Origin of the sequence: Achromobacter sp. B7, assembly GCF_003600685.1 — a bacterium.
Lineage (GTDB): Bacteria > Pseudomonadota > Gammaproteobacteria > Burkholderiales > Burkholderiaceae_B > Achromobacter > Achromobacter spanius_B.
The window spans coordinates 144,238-161,025 of record NZ_CP032084.1; the positions used below are offsets into that span (position 1 = coordinate 144,238).

The window sequence follows — 16,788 nt, forward strand, 5'->3', positions numbered from 1 at the left end:
GGAACCCGAACGGGTCTACGCCTTGTCCCCGAAAACCTTGCCGCCGTGTTCGCGCATGGCATGGAATTTCACCTCGGGATACAGGTCCTCGGCTACGCGCAACTGCGCAGGGGAACTGATCAAAAACGCCGCCGCATCGACGACATCATAGGCGATATGAGCCGCATTGGCATCCATGAACTTGCGCAGCGCCTTGGGGTTTTCAGACGTAATCCAACGTGCCATTGTGTAGCGCGAAGGCAGCATTCTGGCGTCCGCGCCGTACTCGGTTTTGAGGCGGTGAGCCACCACTTCAAACTGCAACTGGCCGATTGCGCCCAGCAGCAAAGAGCCGCCCGCAGCCTCCGGACGGAACACCTGAATCGCGCCCTCTTCGCCCAATTGGGTCAGGCCGGTACGCAGCTGTTTGGTGCGCAGCGGGTCCTTCACTTCAACCGCCTGGAAGAGCTCCGGCGCGAAGAACGGCAGGCCGGTGAATTGCAGCGTTTCACCTTCGGTCAGCACGTCGCCCAATTGCAGCACGCCGTGGTTCGGGATACCGATCACGTCGCCGGCATACGCCTCGTCCAGAAGCTCGCGCCGCTGCGACAGGAAAGACACCACGTTGTTGGGGCGCATTTCTTTGTTGGTGCGGGCCACCTTCAAACGCATGCCGCGTTCAAAGCGGCCCGAGCTGACGCGCACGAACGCCACGCGGTCACGGTGGGCAGGGTCCATGTTGGCCTGCACCTTGAACACGACGCCGGTGAACTTGGGTTCTTCGGGCAGCACTTCGCGTTGCAGGGCGACGCGCGGGCCCGGGGGCGGCGCGTGGTCGACCAGCGCGTCCAGCACTTCCTGCACGCCGAAGTTGTTGATGGCGGAGCCGAAGAACACGGGCGTCTGCTTGCCGGCCAGGAACTGTTCACGGTCGAACGCGGGCGCGGCTTCGTTGATGAGTTCGATCTCGCCGCTGGCCTGTTCGAACGCCGAGCCGAAACGGCGGGCGATTTCAGGATTGCTCAGCCCTTCGATCACATCATCATTGTCCGAGCGGCGTTCCTGCCCGGGGCGGAACACGCGCATGCGGTCGCGGCGGATATCGAACACGCCGCCGAACGACTTGCCCATGCCCACCGGCCACGAGAACGGCACGGCGTCCATGCCCAGGTGGCCTTCGATCTCGGACAGCAATTCCAGCGGCTCGCGCACTTCGCGGTCCATCTTGTTGATGAACGTGATGATGGGCGTGTTGCGCGCGCGGCAAACCTGTAGCAGGCGGATCGTTTGCGGCTCGACGCCATTGGCGGCGTCGATAACCATCAGCGCGGCATCCACCGCCGTCAGCACCCGGTAGGTGTCTTCAGAGAAGTCCTGGTGGCCCGGGGTGTCGAGCAGGTTGATGACGCAGTCGCGGTATTCCATCTGCATGACCGACGAGGCCACGGAAATGCCGCGTTGCTTTTCGATTTCCATCCAGTCGGACGACGCATGGCGCGTGGCCTTGCGCGCCTTGACGCTGCCGGCGATCTGAATCGCGCCTGCGAACAGCAACAGCTTTTCGGTCAGCGTGGTCTTGCCCGCGTCAGGGTGGGAAATGATCGCGAACGTTCGGCGCCGCGCTACTTCGTGAGGGATGTTCATGGTCGGGGGATTGTACTTAACGCCGCTTTTGGAGCCGGCGCGGTACGGCATCGTGCATGAAAAAGCCGTGGGGCACCCGCCGTCGCCAGCGAGCGCCCCAAGGCCGGAAAATTCAGGAATGGCGGCGGAACGACGCCAGGAAAACGCCCGCCAGGATGAACAGCGACCCGAAGGTGCGGTTCATCCAGCGGATGTGCTTGGCGTCGCGCAGCAAGCGCAACACGCGGGCCGCCAGCAGCGTGTACACGCCCATGGCGACCAGGTCGGTAAACGCCAGCGTGCCGGCCAGCGCCATGTACTGCGGCGTCAACGCCATCGCCGGGTCCACGAACTGCGGCACAACGGCCAGCAGGAACACGGTGCCCTTCGGATTCATGGTGTTGATCAGAAAGCCACGCATGACCAGGTCGCGGATCGACGCCTGCTTCGGGTCGCCCGCGTCCACCGCCACGGGCGCGGCGTCAGTACGAATCTGGCGCACGCCCAGGTAGATCAGGTAGGCCACGCCCAGGTACTTGACCACATTGAAGGCCATTTCGGACGTGGCCAGCACGGCGCCCAAGCCCACGGCCACCACGACGAACTGGAACAGGATGCCCATGATGAGGCCGGCCGTGTTCCAGTAGCCGCGTGCAAAGCCGTATTTCAATCCAGAGGACATCGCGGAAATCGCGCCCGCCCCGGGTGAGAACGAAATGGCCCAGGAGGCCAGGAAGAACGTCAACCAGGTGGATAAGGGCATGATGGCGCGGGTCCTAGGATCGCAGTATGGGGGTGCCGGGATATTACTCGCTTGGCTTTACTTGCCCAGCAACGCCGCGCGCGGACGGCCCGAACCGCCGTTGCCCGCCGGGCGCTGCGCGCCTTCGGGACGGCGCGGGGCCTGCTGCGGACGGCCATCGCCACGACCGGCGTGAGCCGGGCGGTCGGCGGGCTTGGCGTCGCGTTGGCCACCATTGCCACGGCCTTCGCCGCCGGCGCGAGCCGGTGCGGGGGCACGGCCGCCGGTAGCGGCGCGCGCCGGGCCTTGGGCCGGACGCGAACGGCCGGCGCCAGCGTTGCCGCCACGGCCGGCGTTACCGCCATTGCCACCACGACCGCCATTGCGATTGCCACCGCGCGGGCTGCGCGCGTCTTCATCGCGTTCCTGGCGTTCGAAGGCGGCGGCGCTGGTGGGCGACGGGGTCCAGCCTTCAACGGGCTTGCGCTCGATCGTCTTCTTGATCAGGCGCTCGATGTCCTTCAGCAGCTTGATTTCGCTGTTGTCGACCAGCGAGACGGCAGCACCCGTGGCGCCCGCGCGGCCCGTGCGGCCGATACGGTGCACGTAGTCTTCCGGCACGTTCGGCAGTTCAAAGTTCACCACTTGCGGCAGTTGGTCGATGTCCAGGCCACGGGCGGCGATGTCGGTCGCCACCAGCACCGTCACGGTGCTGTCCTTGAAGCCGGCCAGCGCGCGGGTGCGAGCCGATTGGCTCTTGTTGCCGTGAATGGCGGCGGCGGTCAGGCCGTCCTTGACCAGCTTTTCAGCCAGGCGGTTGGCGCCGTGCTTGGTGCGCGTGAACACCAGCACCTGGTGCCAGCCGCTTTCACGGATGATGTGGCTGATCAGGTCGCGCTTGTGATGCTGTTCCACCATGTGCACCGTCTGGGTGACCAGTTCGGTGGCGGTGTTGCGCGGGGTGACGGACACTTCGCCCGGGTTGTTCAGGACGCCGCGCGCCAGCGTGCGGATTTCGTCCGAGAACGTGGCCGAGAACAGCAGGTTCTGGCGTTGCTTGGGCAGCAGGGCAAGAATCTTGCGGATGTCGCGGATGAAGCCCATGTCCAGCATGCGGTCGGCTTCGTCCAGCACCAGGATTTCAACGCCCGACAGGTCAACCGTCTTCTGGCCGCAGTGGTCCAGCAGGCGACCCGGCGTTGCCACCAGGATGTCCAGCGGCTTGCGCAGCGCGGAAATCTGGGGGTTGATGTTGACGCCGCCGAACATCACCATGGACGTCAACGAGGTGTACTTGCCGTACGTCTGCACCGATTCGGCCACCTGCGCGGTCAGTTCGCGCGTGGGGGTCAGGATCAGGCAACGGGGGCGGCCGGGCTTACGCACTTCGGGCTTTTGCTGCATCAGCAGATGCAGGATCGGCAGCGTGAAGCCGGCGGTCTTGCCGGTACCCGTCTGCGCGGCGGCGAGCAGGTCGCCGCCTTTCAAAACTTGGGGAATCGCCTGGGCTTGAATAGGCGTGGGTGCGGTGTAGCCGGTATCGGCAATGGCGCGCAACAGGGAATCAGCCAGCCCGAGGTCGGCGAAAGGGGAAGAGGTAGTCAAAACAACTCCAGCGGCAGCCCGTCGCTCAAGTTGAGAGACTCCAATCCAGGCGGACGAATAAGGAGAAAAGGGAAGCGCCCTGATGGGCGAAGCTTGGCAGCGAAGGGCCATAGCGGACGTGTGCAGATTGGCAAAGCACACTCGGCGATTGTAGCTGATGTGGCGGTGCAGCAGCGGACTGGATTCAGCCGTGCTGTATCGCCAAGTAACAACTTGCAGCGCTTATGAACCAAATACGTGTTTTCCCTAGTGCGCTCTCCCTATAATCGCTGCGCATCTATCCATTTGAAGAATAAAGGGTCGCTATGAAGAAATCGGCAATCGTGGGCCTCGTGGTCGTTCTGGGCGCGGCGTGGACCGGCACCGCCTGGTACACGGGCCAAAAGGCCGAGGCTTTCGTCAACCAGTCCATTGGCGAGGCCAATGTTGAACTGAAGAAGTTCAGCGATCAGTGGGGCATCGCCTCGTCCGTGGAGCTGGTTTCGTTCGAGCGCGGTGTGTTTTCGTCCACCGCCCGCTACCGCGTGAAGTTCACCACGCCGGCCGAACAAGGCAAGCCCGCGCAAGATCGCGACGTGCTGTTTGTGGAACACCTGTCGCACGGCCCCCTGCCGCTGTCGAACCTGAAGTCCGGCTCTTTCGCGCCGGCCATGGTCGCCAGCGACTTCGTGCTGGAAGAAACCCCGACCGTCAAGGAATGGTTTGCCGCCACCAAGGGCGCAACGCCGCTGTCGGGTCACTACAGCGTCAGCTACGCCAAGAACATCACCGGCAAGTTCAACCTGGCCCCCGCCGACGTCACCAAGGGCGACACCAGCCTGTCGTTCTCGGGCATGACGGGCAACGTCGACTACACGACGTCGAACAAGCACGGCATCTTCGACCTGAAGACCGACAAGCTGGTGCTGTCCGGCCAGAGCGAAAACAGCGACATCGTCAGCATGGCCCTGCAAGGCATTTCGCTGACCAGCGACATGACGCCAGCGTCCAATGACATGTACGTGGGCAGCCAGAAGCTGACGCTCAAGGACTGGACCATCACGTCCAAGGAAAAGCCGCCGGTTCAGTTCAAGGACACCTCGATCGCCGTCGACATGACCGAAAACGGCCCCGCCATGGGCGCCAAGATGGCCCTGGACTTCGGCATGATCAACGTGCAAGCCAAGGACGTTGCCGGCCTGAAGCTGGCGCTGGATGTGCAGAAGCTGGACTCCAAGGCGTTCAAGGCGCTGAACGACGTCTACGAAGCCGCCTCACGCCGCATGATGCAAAGCAACGGCCAGGAACAACTGCCGCAGTTCACCGCTGAAGAGCAGCAGGTCATCAAGACCAACGTCGCGCAGATCCTGGCAGGCAACCCCACGCTGGCCGTGTCGCCGCTGGAAGTGCGCACCGCCAATGGCACGTCCACGTTCAACCTGAACCTGGACTTTGCCAAGCCGGCCTCGATGGACGGCGAAGTGGCCGACACGCTGACCGAAGCCGTGAAGAAGCTGGATGCCAAGCTGGTGCTGTCCAAGGGCAACCTGAGCGACTTGATGGCCGTTGAACCGCAAATGCGTGGCGTGCCGGCCGAACAAGCCGTGCAAACCGCCAAGGGCCAGGCCGAAATGGTTGGCACCATGGCGGCCGCGATGGGCGTTGCCAAGGTCGAAAACAACAACATCGTTACTTACGTGAACTACGCCGACGGCCAAGTCGACTTCAACGGCAAGAAGATGCCGGTTGAACAGTTCCTGATGATGGTGATGAGCGGCGCGATGGGTGGCGCGCGCTAAGGCGCACACCGCAAAGCACGCGACCCCGGTCGTTGCCAAAGTAAAAAGCCGCCGCGCCGTTGGGCGCGGCGGCTTTTTTATCGTTGTATCCCTGCCAGGATCAGAACGGCAACGCACCCGCCGCCGGCTCGCCGTTGCGCAGCACCGCCACGTGGAAGCGCTTGTCGGCCGCTTTCAGGATGTCTTCGGTCGGGTCGCCTTGCACCAGCAGCAGGTCGGCCACCTTGCCCTCGGCGATGACGCCGTGCTGGGTCAAGCCCATCAGGTCGTGGCCGCGCGACGTGCCCGCTATCAGCGCATCGACAGGCGTCATGCCGAATTCGACCATGTACGCCAGCTCCATGGCGTTTTCGCCGTGCAGGTTGAACGGCGTGCCCGCGTCCGTGCCCATCGCGATGCGGCCGCCGGCCTTGTAGTACATCTGGAACGATTCCCGATGGCGTTGTTCCACCGCCCGCGCCTTCTCCACCGCGTACGCCGGGATGCCGTTGTCGGCGTTGGCGATGATATTGCGCACCGCGGCGATGGTGGGCACCAGATAGGTTTCGGCTTCCAGCATTTCGCGCAGGCAATCATCGTCCATGAAGATGCCGTGTTCGATCGAATCGATGCCCGCGCGCACGGCGTTCAGAATGCCCTGGGTGCCTTGCGCATGGCTGGCCGTGCTTTTGCGAAAGCGCTTGGCTTCGTGCACGCCCGCCTTCAGTTCATCGAAGCTGTAGTGCGCGTCCATCGGGCTGACGCCGGGCGTCATGACGCCGCCGGTGGCCATGATCTTCACCAGGTCGCAGCCTGCGTGGACTTGCTCGCGCACCGCCTTGACGACGTCATCGACGCCATCCGCAACGCGGCCGATGCGGTTGCCGTGTCCGCCCGTCATGCAGATGATGCGGCCGGACGCCTTGATGGTGGGGCCGGGAAACACGCCGCGCGCAATCGCGTCGCGCACGCCAAATTCCAGGTAGTCCTTGCCGCCGCAGTCGCGCAAAGCGGTCACGCCACCGCGCAGGCTGGCCTGGGCATTTTCCAGCGCGGTCAATGTGATCTGCGCGGGGCCCTGTTTGCTGAGCAAGGCGTTGGGGTCGGCGCCGCCGGTGTAGACCAGGTGCACATGGCAGTCGGCCAGGCTGGGCATCAGCGTCATGCCGGTGGTGTTGACCTGTAGCCCCGCATAGCCTTCAAACGCGCCGGCCGGCGCCACGCGCGCCACCTGCTTGTCTTCAACCAGCACACCGTGATCGCGCAATACCTTGCCCTCGCCATCGAATACCAGGCCGCCGATAAAGAGAGTCTGTCGTGTCGCCGTCATGTCTTGCTCCGGTTGCGCTTCGCTGTCAGCCTTCGACCACATCCAGCCCCTCGCGGGACATGGTTTGCAGGCGCGGCATCAGGCCAAGCAGGTGCTGGCTGTAGGGGTGTTGCGGCTGCTGGAACAGCGTTTCGGTTTCCGCCACTTCCAGCAATTCGCCATAGCGCATCACGCCGACGCGGTCGCACATCTGGCGAATCACCGGCAGGTCGTGGCTGATGAACAGCATGGTCAGGCCCAGTTCTTCTTGCAGGTCTTTCAGCAGATTCAGGATCTGCGCCTGAATCGATACGTCCAGCGCGGACGTGGGTTCGTCGCAGATCAAAAAACGCGGGCGCGTGGCCAGCGCGCGGGCGATGCAGATGCGCTGGCGTTGGCCGCCCGAGAACTCGTGCGGAAAGCGCTCGGCGGCGCGATCGCCCAAGCCCACGACGTCCAGCAGATCCGCCACGATGCGGCGCGCTTCGGCTTCGGATGCCGCCAGCTTATGAAAGCGGATGGGCTCGGCAATGATGTCCAGCACGCGCATGCGCGGGTTCAGCGACGAAAACGGATCCTGGAAAATCATCTGGATCTGGCGCCGGAACGGGTTGAGTTGTTTCTCGCCCTTTAGCGCCGTCAGGTCGGTGCCGCCGAACGTGACCGAGCCTTCCGACGGCGTGTACAAGCCCGAGATCAACCTTGCGACCGTGGACTTGCCGGAGCCCGATTCGCCCACCAGCCCGAAGACCTCGCCTTCGCCAATGGAAAAGTTCACGCGCTTGACGGCGTCCAGCGTGCGTTGGTTGCGCTTGAGCAGCGCGCTTTTGAGCACGAAGCGCATGGACAGGTCACGCACCTGCACCAAGGGGCCATCCGTTTGCGCGCCAAAGTCGCGCCGCTGCCCCAGCCAATGCGTGGCCAGGTCCAGCGGTTGCGACGGCGTCTTGACGTCTTCGATGTAGGTGACCAGCGGAAAGCGCTTGAGCTTGATGTCCGGGCGCGGCACGGCCGATATCAGGCTGCGCGTGTAGGGATGGTCGGGGTCGCCCAGGATCTTGGCGGTGGGCCCTTGTTCGACCAGCTTGCCGTGATACAGCACCGCCACCCGATCCGTCACGTCCGCAATCACGCCCATGTCGTGCGTGATGATGATCATGCCGACCTGCTCTTCGCGGCACAGCTTCTTCAACAGCTCAAGAATCTGCGCCTGGATGGAAACGTCCAGCGCGGTCGTGGGTTCGTCGGCGATGATGACTTCGGGTTCGCAGCACAAGGCCAGCGCAATCACCACGCGCTGGCGCATGCCGCCCGAGAACTGATGCGGGTATTGCTTGACGCGCAGTTCCGGCTGGTCAATGCCGACTTGGACCAGCAGTTGCACCGCACGTTTCCTGGCTTCGGCGTGCGTCAGGTTCAGGTGCACCTGCATGGTTTCCACCAGCTGGCTTTCCACCGTTTGCAGCGGGTCCAGCGACGTCAGCGGGTCTTGGAAAATCATGCCGATGCGGCGGCCGCGCACCTTGCGCTTTTGCGCGGGCGTCAGTGTGTCGATGCGTTCACCGTTCAGCAGCACCGAGCCGCCGGCCAAACGACCGGGCGCTTCCAGCAGGCCGATCACCGCGTTGCCGATGGTGGACTTGCCCGCGCCGGACTCGCCCACCACGCCCAGGATCTCGCCTTTTTCCAGCGATAGCGATACGCCGTCCACCGCCACCAGCGTGCCACGGCGGCTGGGGAATTCGATGCGGATGTCTTCAATGTTCAACAGGGCCATGACGTCCTCAGCGCAGCTTGGGGTTGAGCGCGTCGCGCAGCCAGTCGCCCAGCAGGTTGACCGATAGCACCAGCGCCACCAGCGCAATGCCCGGAAAAATCGAGATCCACCACATGCCCGAAAACAGATAGCTGTTGCCGATACGAATCAACGTGCCCAGCGACGGCGCCGTCGGCGGCACGCCCACGCCCAGGAACGACAGCGTGGCTTCCGTGATGATGGCAATCGCCAAATGGATGGTGGCAATGACCAGCACGGGGCCCATGACGTTGGGCAGGATGTGGCGGCGCAGGATGGTGATCGGGCCGATGCCGATCAGCCGTGCCGCCTGCACATATTCCTTGTTGCGTTCGACCAGCGTGGAGCCGCGCACGGTGCGCGCGTACTGCACCCAGCCCGAGATCCCGATGGCGAAAATCAGCACGTACAGCGCCAGTTGATCGTGCATGTCGCGCGGCAAGACGCCACGCGCCACGCCGTCGATCAGCAGCGCCACCAGGATGGCGGGAAACGACAGCTGCACGTCAGCGATGCGCATGATGAAGCTGTCGACGCGGCCGCCGGCGTAACCGCTGATAAGACCCAGCGTTACGCCCAGCACCATCGAGAACAGCACCGATGCAAACCCCACCAGCAGCGACACGCGCGAGCCATACAACACGGCAGAAAGAATGTCTCGGCCCTGATCGTCAGTGCCCAGCAGGAAGTCTGGGCTACCGCCCTCTTCCCAGGCGGGCGGCGTGTTGGCGTCCATGATGGACAGCGACGCCAGGTCGAAGGGGTTGTGGGGCGCGATGATGGGCGCGAACAGCGCGCCCAGCAATATCGCCAGCGTCACGATGGCGGCGATGATGGCGCCGGGCGAGCGCTTGAAGCTGTGCCAGATATCGCTGTCGGCCGCGCGGGCAAACAGGGGAGCGATGCGAGCAATCATGTTGATTCCTTTACTTGCTCTGCACGCGCAGACGCGGGTCCACGGCGAAATACAGCAGGTCGACGACCAGGTTGATGACCACGAACATGAAGGCGATCAGCACCAGATACGCCGCCATCACCGGAATGTCCACCATGCTGATGGCCTGGATGAACAACAGCCCCATGCCGGGCCACTGGAATACGGTTTCGGTGATGATGGCGAACGCGATGATCGAGCCCAGTTGCAGGCCGGTGATCGTGATGACCGGCACCATCGTGTTCTTCAAGGCGTGGCGAAAGTTGATCAGCCGTTCGGGCAAGCCGCGCGCCCGCGCGAACTTGATGAAATCGGCGCGCAGCACTTCCAACATTTCCGCGCGCACCAGCCGCATGATCAACGTCATCTGAAACAGCGCCAGTGTGATCGCCGGCATGATCAGCGCCAGCCATCCGGACTTGGTCAGAAAGCCGGTGGTCCACCACCCCAGGCTGACCACGTCGCCCCGTCCGAAGCTGGGCAGCCATCGCAGCTGCACGCCAAAGACAAGAATGAGCAGGATGCCGATCAGGAAGGTGGGCAGCGAGATGCCGGCCAGCGACAACGCCATGAACGCCTTGGACAGCACGCCGTGGCGGCGCAGCGCGGTGTAGATGCCCATCGGAATACCCAACGCCAGCGCCATCACGGCAGACACGAACGACAGTTCCAGCGTAGCGGGCATGCGCTCTTCAAGCAGCTCGCTGACGGGGCGGCGCTGCCGGTACGAAATGCCGAAGTCGCCATGCGCGGCGTTGCCGACAAAGCGCGCAAACTGCACGACGAAGGGGTCGTCCAGGCCCAGCTGTTCGCGCAACTGCGCGCGTTGTTCAGGGGTGGTGTCCTGGCCGACCATGCTGGCGATCGGGTCGCCCACATAGCGGAACATGGAGAACGCGATCAGCGCCACCGTCAACATCACCAGCACCGACTGGATAAGCCGTTGCGCAATAAAGGAAAGCATTATCGGGTGCCCTCGTTTGCAGATAACGCCGGGCCGCGTTTCCGTTGACAGCCGGAACCGGGGCTGGGCCGGGCGCGCCCGGATGGCTTGCGCCATCCGGGGCTGAACTAGTCAGACAAATGTTGAACAGACGTGTTGGTCAGGCGGTTACGGCAACACCACGTCACGCAGGTCAAGCACGTCGTCGGCGCGCTGGATGACCTTGATGTTGTCCTTTACGCCCCAGGACATCGGCTGCTGGTGCAAGGGCAGATAGCCGTAGTCCTTGCGCACGATCTCGAAGGCTTCCTTGATCATGGCGTTGCGCTTGGTCTGATCGGTTTCGACGCCGATCTTGTTGGTCAGCTCGTCCACCTTCTTGTTGCAGTAGCCGCCCAGGTTGAACTGGCCGGCCGCCGTCTTCGCATCGCGGCACGCGGCCAGGTTCAGCAGCGCGTTGTGCGCGTCGGTGGAACTTGGTGTCCAACCCAGCATGTACATGCTGGTCTGGTTGCCCGCTTGCAGCAGGATCTTGCCGAAGTACTTGGACTTGGTCTGCGCCAGCAGATTGATCTTGATGCCCACGCGCGCCAACATGCCGGCCACTGCCTGGCAGACCTTTTCGTCGTTGACGTAGCGGTCGTTCGGGCAGTCCATGGTGACGGTGAAGCCCTTCGGATAGCCCGCTTCGGCCAACAGCTTCTTGGCGCGTTCGGGGTCGGGCTTGTACGGGGCGCCGTAGGAATCCGCGTAGCCGTTGATGGCGGTGGCCACCAGCGAACCCAGCGGTTTGGCCGCGCCGCGCATGATCTTGTCGTTGATGGCCTTGGTGTCCACGGCCAGCACAACGGCTTCGCGCACCTTGGCATCCTTGAACGGGTTCTTGCCCTTGACGTCCGAGAACAGCAGTTCGTCGCGGTCCTGGTCCATGCCGATGAAGATGGCGCGCGCTTCGGGCGCCGTCAGCGGCTTGACGCCCTTGGCGTCTTCCAGGCGCTTCCAGTCTTGCACGGGCACGGGCTGCACCAGGTCCATTTCGCCCGAGATCAGCGCGGCCACGCGGGTGGCTTCCTGGGTGATCGGCTGGAAGATGACTTCGTCGACATTGGTCTTGATGTCTTTGTTCCAGTAGCCGTCATAACGCTTGAGCACCGTCTTCACATCGGGCTGGCGCGACACCAGCATGAAGGGGCCGGTGCCATTGGCGTTCAGGTTGGCATAGTTGCCCTGGTTGTCGCCCTTGACGTTGGTGGCCTCGGTGGTCTTGTTCTTTTCCGCCCACGTCTTGCTCATGATGTACAGGAACACCCATTCGCGCGGCAGGATGGGGTTGGGCGTGGGGGTGGTGACCTCGACGGTGTAGTCGTCAACCTTCTTGATGTCGGAGGCCTTGGCGCCGTAGCCCTTCATGTCCGAGCCGGGCGTCAGGCTGCGCTTCCACGAGAAGATCACGTCGTCGGCGGTGAACGGCGAGCCGTCGTGAAACTTCACCCCTTTGCGCAGCTTGAAGACCCATTTGGTGGGCTCGGGGTTTTCCCAGCTTTCGGCCAGCAGCGGCGTCAGCTTCAAGTTGCCGTCATAGCCGGCCAGCGTTTCGTAGATGTTGCCTTGGAAGCCTAGCGTGAAGGTCTCGTTCAGCGCCATCGGGTCCATCGAGGTGGCGTCGCCCTGGTACGCCCAGTGAAAGGTCTTGGCGGTCGCGCCGGCGCTGAACGCCAACGACGCGGCAATGGCGGTCGCCAGCGCAGCTTGCTTCAAGTGAGGAAAAGTACGCATAGCCCTCATGCTCCGTGTGGTGCGCGGATTGCGCGACAGAAGTGACAGGGCCCCAGCCCCAACGGGTTCCGGGGCATGGCGTTGCTGCTTACGACGAAAGGCGGTGCGGGGTGGCGCGGCACGCGGGGTGTACCGCGCGCAGGCCGTGAAAGGCGATGCCGGGAATCACTGCAGAGGACTTCGACTTCACGATAGATCCAACCCCTTGTGATTGTCATGGCGGGGGCGAGCCCGCGCCGATGCAGATCGAATCTTATAGACGCATTCGTTTAAGCGTCAATCGGTTTGGATTGGGGTTAGTCCGCGCTTGCCGTCCGCCTGGAATGGTGCATTTTCGCGGCTAAAAAGGGGGCATTGCGCGCTGCGCAATGACGGGCTATTCGATGGCCGGGCCGGGCGATGCGGCAGAGGCGGCAAGCGTTCGAGCCAGCTCATGGACAGTGCGTTTGCGCCGGTCGCTGTCTTCGTAGTGTTTACCCAGTGCCGACCATTCCGGGCGGCTGCGCGCTTCTTTCAGGGCCTCCGGCAAGGGGCCTTTGCGCCAGGCGTCATCATCCGGAAGGGCTAGTTTCAATGGTTCTCGTGCGGCGTGTCCGCGACGCTCCAACGCATCGATCAACTGGCGCTGGCGCAGCGCCAGCAAGCGCAGTACGGCGTCGTCAACGCTGATCTCGCGCCAACCGCGCAGCTTGCCGGCCACGCGCTTGCCCAGCTTTTCAACGCCTTGCCACAAGCCGCCCGCCGCCGCGCCGATCAGCATGCCGGTGCCCAGGCTCAGGCCCGCGCTAAGCAGGTCGACGGCCGCGCCTGCCATGGCGCCGGCCGCGGCGCCCATGCCCACCTGCACGCCCATGTCCTTGAGCGCCTGCGGGTGGAACAGGTCCATGCCCCAACGTTCGCCTTGCAAAGGCAGTGCGTCGTCGGTGAAGTCGGCCGCGCGAAAGTTGTAGAGCGCCAGCAGCGCGTTCACGCAGGTTTGTTCGCGTTGGCGCACGTGGTCGCGCAACTGCGCCGAGGCGGCGGCTAACGCGGTGTCGTCGCTAAGGCTGGCCAGGCGCAGCGCCGCCACGTCGATCAGCAGATCGGCCAGCAGTTCGTAGGCGGCGGCGTGACGTTCGCGGCGTTGCGCGGACAGGCTGTCGGACAGGCGCGCCAGCGCACCGGCATGGCGGTCCAGCAGCACGCCCAGCTTGGCGTACAGCTGCTGCTCGCCGTCCAGCGGCGGGGCTACCGTGTCGAACTCCACCACCGCGTGCAGGCCCAGCCGCGCCATGGCGCCGCGCCATTCGTTGGCGCGATGCGCGGGGGCGTTCACAAAATTAAGCACGGGCAGCAGGGGCCGCCCGCAAGCCGCAAGGATGGAGAGTTCGTCGCGATGCTTGCCCAGCACGGGGTCGCGCGCGTCGATCACGTACAACGCCGCGTCGCACTCCAGCATCTTCGTCAGCACGCGCGCTTCCTGCTCGAAGCGGCCGTGCGCCTCGGGCGTATCCAGAAAGCGCCGGATGCGCGCCGGGCCGTCCAGCCGTTCGGCTGGTTGGTCCAGGCGTTCCAGGTATTCCAGCAGCGCGATGCTGTCTTCCATGCCGGGGGTGTCGAACCATTCCAGCACGGCGCGGCCGTCCAGCCGCAGCCGCGCGCCTTCTACGTGGCGGGTTGTGCCGGGACTGTCGGCCACTTCGCCAAAAGTCGTGTCGCGCGTCAGGGTGCGCAGCAGCGATGTCTTGCCGGTGTTGGTGTGGCCGACCAGCGCGATCTTGATGATGTCGTCAGCCATGGTCGGCCTGTAGCCACGTTAGCGGCGCGTTGGGCGTTTGCAGGATGGCGTCGGCAGGCAGGCCCAACGCCAGCAGGCGCTCGCGCCACAGCGCGGCGCGGGTGTTGTGATTGCTGCTGCTGCTGCTGCTGCTGCTGCTGCGGCTGGCGTCGCCGCGGCCGATCCCGCCGCCGTCGGTATCGTGTTTGCCATCACCGCCCTCTTGATCACCGCCTGCACGCGAAGCAATGAGCCAGACGGCCGTATGACCTGCGTGGGCGGACAGCTCGGCGATCAGCGACAAGGTGCCGCGATCCGGCGTTTGACGCGCATCGCAGGCAATCAGCAAACGCGAAGCGGCCGCTTGCGCCAGCGCGTCCAGCACGCGGTTGCGCTCTTCGCGCGTGTCCAGGTTGCCCGCCATCTGCACGGTGTCAGGCAGGTTGGCGGGCGGCCAGGCCAGGTCGCCCGGCAGCTCCAGCCCCAACAGCACGGGCTGCCCCGCCAGGCCGGACAGCGGCGCGGATTGCACGCGCGGCTGGTGCAGCGCATCCACCGGACGGTCGATGCCGGTGGACTGCGCGGCGGGCTCCAGGCGGTCTCGCAACGGCGAAAAGCCTGCCAGCAAGGGGTCGATGCGCAAGCGGCGCAGCGCACGCAGCGTGGCGGCCACGCAAAGCGCGGCGGCTAGCAGCCGGGGCAGGATGCCGTAAACCACCACGACGCCGATCAGCCACAACGACCATTGCACCTGCGCGTCGGCGGACAGCGTCTGGCTGCCGTCGCTGGCGCGGATGACCGCCGCGTCCGGCATCGCAAAGCCCAGGTGCGCCGGCAACCAGCCGATGGCTTGCGTCAGCCAGACGAAGGTGTCGGGCGCCAGCAGCGTGGTGGCCCAGACAAAGCGGTAACTGGCGGTGGACAGCACCACCAGCAAGGCGGCCAGCGCGGCGCATAGCGCGGTCAACCACAGCAGATGGCTGACCGCGCCGAACAGCCAGCGCAAGGCGCCCGCGCGCGCCAGCAGATTCAGAAAGGCCTGCGGCACCAGCGCGCTGTCGGGGCCGCGCGCCAGCTTGCGGGTGGCCCACAGCCATAGCCGCCCCAGCCCGGTGGCGGCGGTGGGCTTGAGCAGAAAACTGCCCAGCCACAGCAGAAAGGTCAACGCATGCAAGCCCAGCAATGCGCCCAGCGCCCACAGCACGTTGACCGGGCGCGAGCCGTCGCCCAGCGCGCCCAGCGCCACGGCGATGCCCGACATCAGGGCCAGCACGAACAACGCCGCCAGGATGGCCTGTGCGCTGCGGCGCCAGCCATCTACCAGCGGGCCAAGATTCTCGCGCTGCGCCAGCAGGTCGGCGCGGGCCAGGATGCGCGAAGGCAGATCGGTGTCCAGCTGCCGCACGCGGCGCACGGCATCGGCGTCGTCCAGCGGACCCCAATGGGTTTCGCGCAGGCGGATGAGTTCGGCCAGCCAGTGCGCGCGCAACGGGCGGGGGCTGGCAGAGCCGGTCGGCAGGTCAAAAGCGCGAGAGGTCGAAGGCGGCATCGCGTTGGTAGGCAGCGCGGACGGGCCGCAGCGTAAGGCCGCAAAGGGCGATGCGACATTGTAGACCTGCGCATTTGGCGAACGTGGCGAACTTCGCCCGCGCGCGGGGGCCGGGGCAACGCCTGTTCAGTGCTGACGTCGGGCGTGCCGGTATTGGCCCGGGGTGACGCCCACGGCCTCGCGAAACACGCGGGACAAGTGGCTGGCGTTGCCAAAGCCGCTGGCCTGGGCAACGCCGGCCAGGTCGCCCTTGCCCGCTGCCAGCAGCCCACGCGCGTGCGCAAGCCGCCGCGCGCGCACCCAGGCATGCGGCGGTTCGCCGAACGAGGTGTGGAACATGCGGGCGAAATGGTAGGTGGACAAGGCGGCCACGCCCGCCAGCTCGTCCAGCGTCAAGGGGGCATGCAGGTGCGCGTCGACGTAATCCATGATGCGCCGGCGTACGGCCGGGGCCAGGCCGCCGCGCGAAGGCTGCACCGTCTTGCGCGCCACGCCTTGTTGCAGCAGATGGTGCAACACCGTTTCGGCCGCGCTGCTGGCGGCCAGGCGGTCGGCGGGCTGCGCCCAGTCGGTGCCCAGCAGCTGCCGGCAGACGTCGATCAGCGATTCGTCCTGGATGTAGGTGCGGTCGCGCAATTCCAGCGTGCGCGGCTCGCAATCCAGGCGCATGACGGCTTCGCGGGCCAGGCGTTCGGGGGCAATGTACAGGTGCAGGAAATGCACGGTGTCGTTCATGCACCAGCGCGAATAGTGTTCGGCCGGCAGTACGCAGAATTTGCCCGCGCCGCCGTGCAGCGTGTCGCGGCCCACACGAAACGATTTGTCGCCGCCATGCAGGTAGAGCGACAGCGTGTGGTGGCCGGGGGTGTCGTAGCCCAGCGTCTCGCGTGCGCTGCGGGCCCATTGCGAAATGGCGATGCCTTCGCCCAAGCCGGCGGCGCGTTCCAGCGTGGCGGTGGAACGCGACAAGGTGCGAAAGACGGAGAAGTCGGCCGGGGCCGAAGCGACGATTCCCATAGA

At 64.9% G+C, this 16,788-nt stretch carries 12 protein-coding genes; 1 reads left to right on the plus strand and 11 read right to left on the minus strand.

Annotated elements, in window-relative coordinates:
- Positions 1–15: 15 nt before the first annotated feature.
- From DVB37_RS00685 to DVB37_RS00695, 3 genes are all read right to left on the minus strand, one after another.
- Positions 16–1,623: a peptide chain release factor 3 gene (locus DVB37_RS00685; RefSeq protein WP_046803926.1), complete on the minus strand. Its 1,608-nt coding sequence runs from the start codon at positions 1,621–1,623 to the stop codon at positions 16–18.
- Positions 1,624–1,735: 112 nt separating this feature from the next.
- Positions 1,736–2,365, minus strand: a complete 630-nt coding sequence (locus tag DVB37_RS00690; RefSeq protein ID WP_046803925.1) for a LysE family translocator — start codon at positions 2,363–2,365, stop codon at positions 1,736–1,738.
- Between the two features lie 57 nt (positions 2,366–2,422).
- Positions 2,423–3,949, minus strand: a complete 1,527-nt coding sequence (locus DVB37_RS00695; RefSeq protein WP_046803924.1) for a DEAD/DEAH box helicase — start codon at positions 3,947–3,949, stop codon at positions 2,423–2,425.
- Between the two features lie 305 nt (positions 3,950–4,254).
- Here DVB37_RS00695 and DVB37_RS00700 point away from each other — a divergent pair, with 305 nt between their 5' ends.
- Entirely contained in the window at positions 4,255–5,727 is a 1,473-nt protein-coding gene (locus tag DVB37_RS00700; protein ID WP_046803923.1) for a YdgA family protein, read from the plus strand.
- 100 nt (positions 5,728–5,827) lie between these two features.
- Here the strand turns inward: DVB37_RS00700 and DVB37_RS00705 are convergent, their stop codons facing one another.
- From DVB37_RS00705 to DVB37_RS00740, 8 genes are all read right to left on the minus strand, one after another.
- Positions 5,828–7,036 carry an amidohydrolase family protein gene (locus DVB37_RS00705; protein WP_120157363.1) on the minus strand — a complete coding sequence of 403 codons (1,209 nt, stop codon included), beginning with the start codon at positions 7,034–7,036 and terminating at the stop codon, positions 5,828–5,830.
- A 25-nt stretch (positions 7,037–7,061) separates the two neighbouring features.
- Complete coding sequence (locus DVB37_RS00710; protein ID WP_046803922.1) at positions 7,062–8,792, minus strand: ABC transporter ATP-binding protein; 1,731 nt, start codon at positions 8,790–8,792, stop codon at positions 7,062–7,064.
- A gap of 7 nt (positions 8,793–8,799) precedes the next feature.
- Entirely contained in the window at positions 8,800–9,726 is a 927-nt protein-coding gene (locus DVB37_RS00715) for an ABC transporter permease (RefSeq protein WP_120153410.1), read from the minus strand.
- 10 nt (positions 9,727–9,736) lie between these two features.
- The gene (locus DVB37_RS00720; protein WP_046803920.1) at positions 9,737–10,708 is read right to left on the minus strand and encodes an ABC transporter permease; all 972 of its coding nucleotides are present in this window, start codon (positions 10,706–10,708) and stop codon (positions 9,737–9,739) included.
- Between the two features lie 147 nt (positions 10,709–10,855).
- A complete protein-coding gene (locus DVB37_RS00725) occupies positions 10,856–12,463 on the minus strand; it encodes an ABC transporter substrate-binding protein (protein WP_120153412.1) in 1,608 nt (535 codons plus the stop codon).
- Between the two features lie 376 nt (positions 12,464–12,839).
- Complete coding sequence (locus DVB37_RS00730) at positions 12,840–14,240, minus strand: GTPase/DUF3482 domain-containing protein (RefSeq protein ID WP_120153414.1); 1,401 nt, start codon at positions 14,238–14,240, stop codon at positions 12,840–12,842.
- Entirely contained in the window at positions 14,233–15,768 is a 1,536-nt protein-coding gene (locus tag DVB37_RS00735) for a DUF2868 domain-containing protein (RefSeq protein WP_240434019.1), read from the minus strand. Before DVB37_RS00735 ends, DVB37_RS00730 begins: the two co-directional genes overlap by 8 nt.
- Positions 15,769–15,894: 126 nt before the next feature.
- Positions 15,895–16,785, minus strand: coding sequence for a helix-turn-helix domain-containing protein (locus DVB37_RS00740; RefSeq protein WP_120153418.1), 891 nt, complete (start codon positions 16,783–16,785; stop codon positions 15,895–15,897).
- Positions 16,786–16,788: the final 3 nt, after the last annotated feature.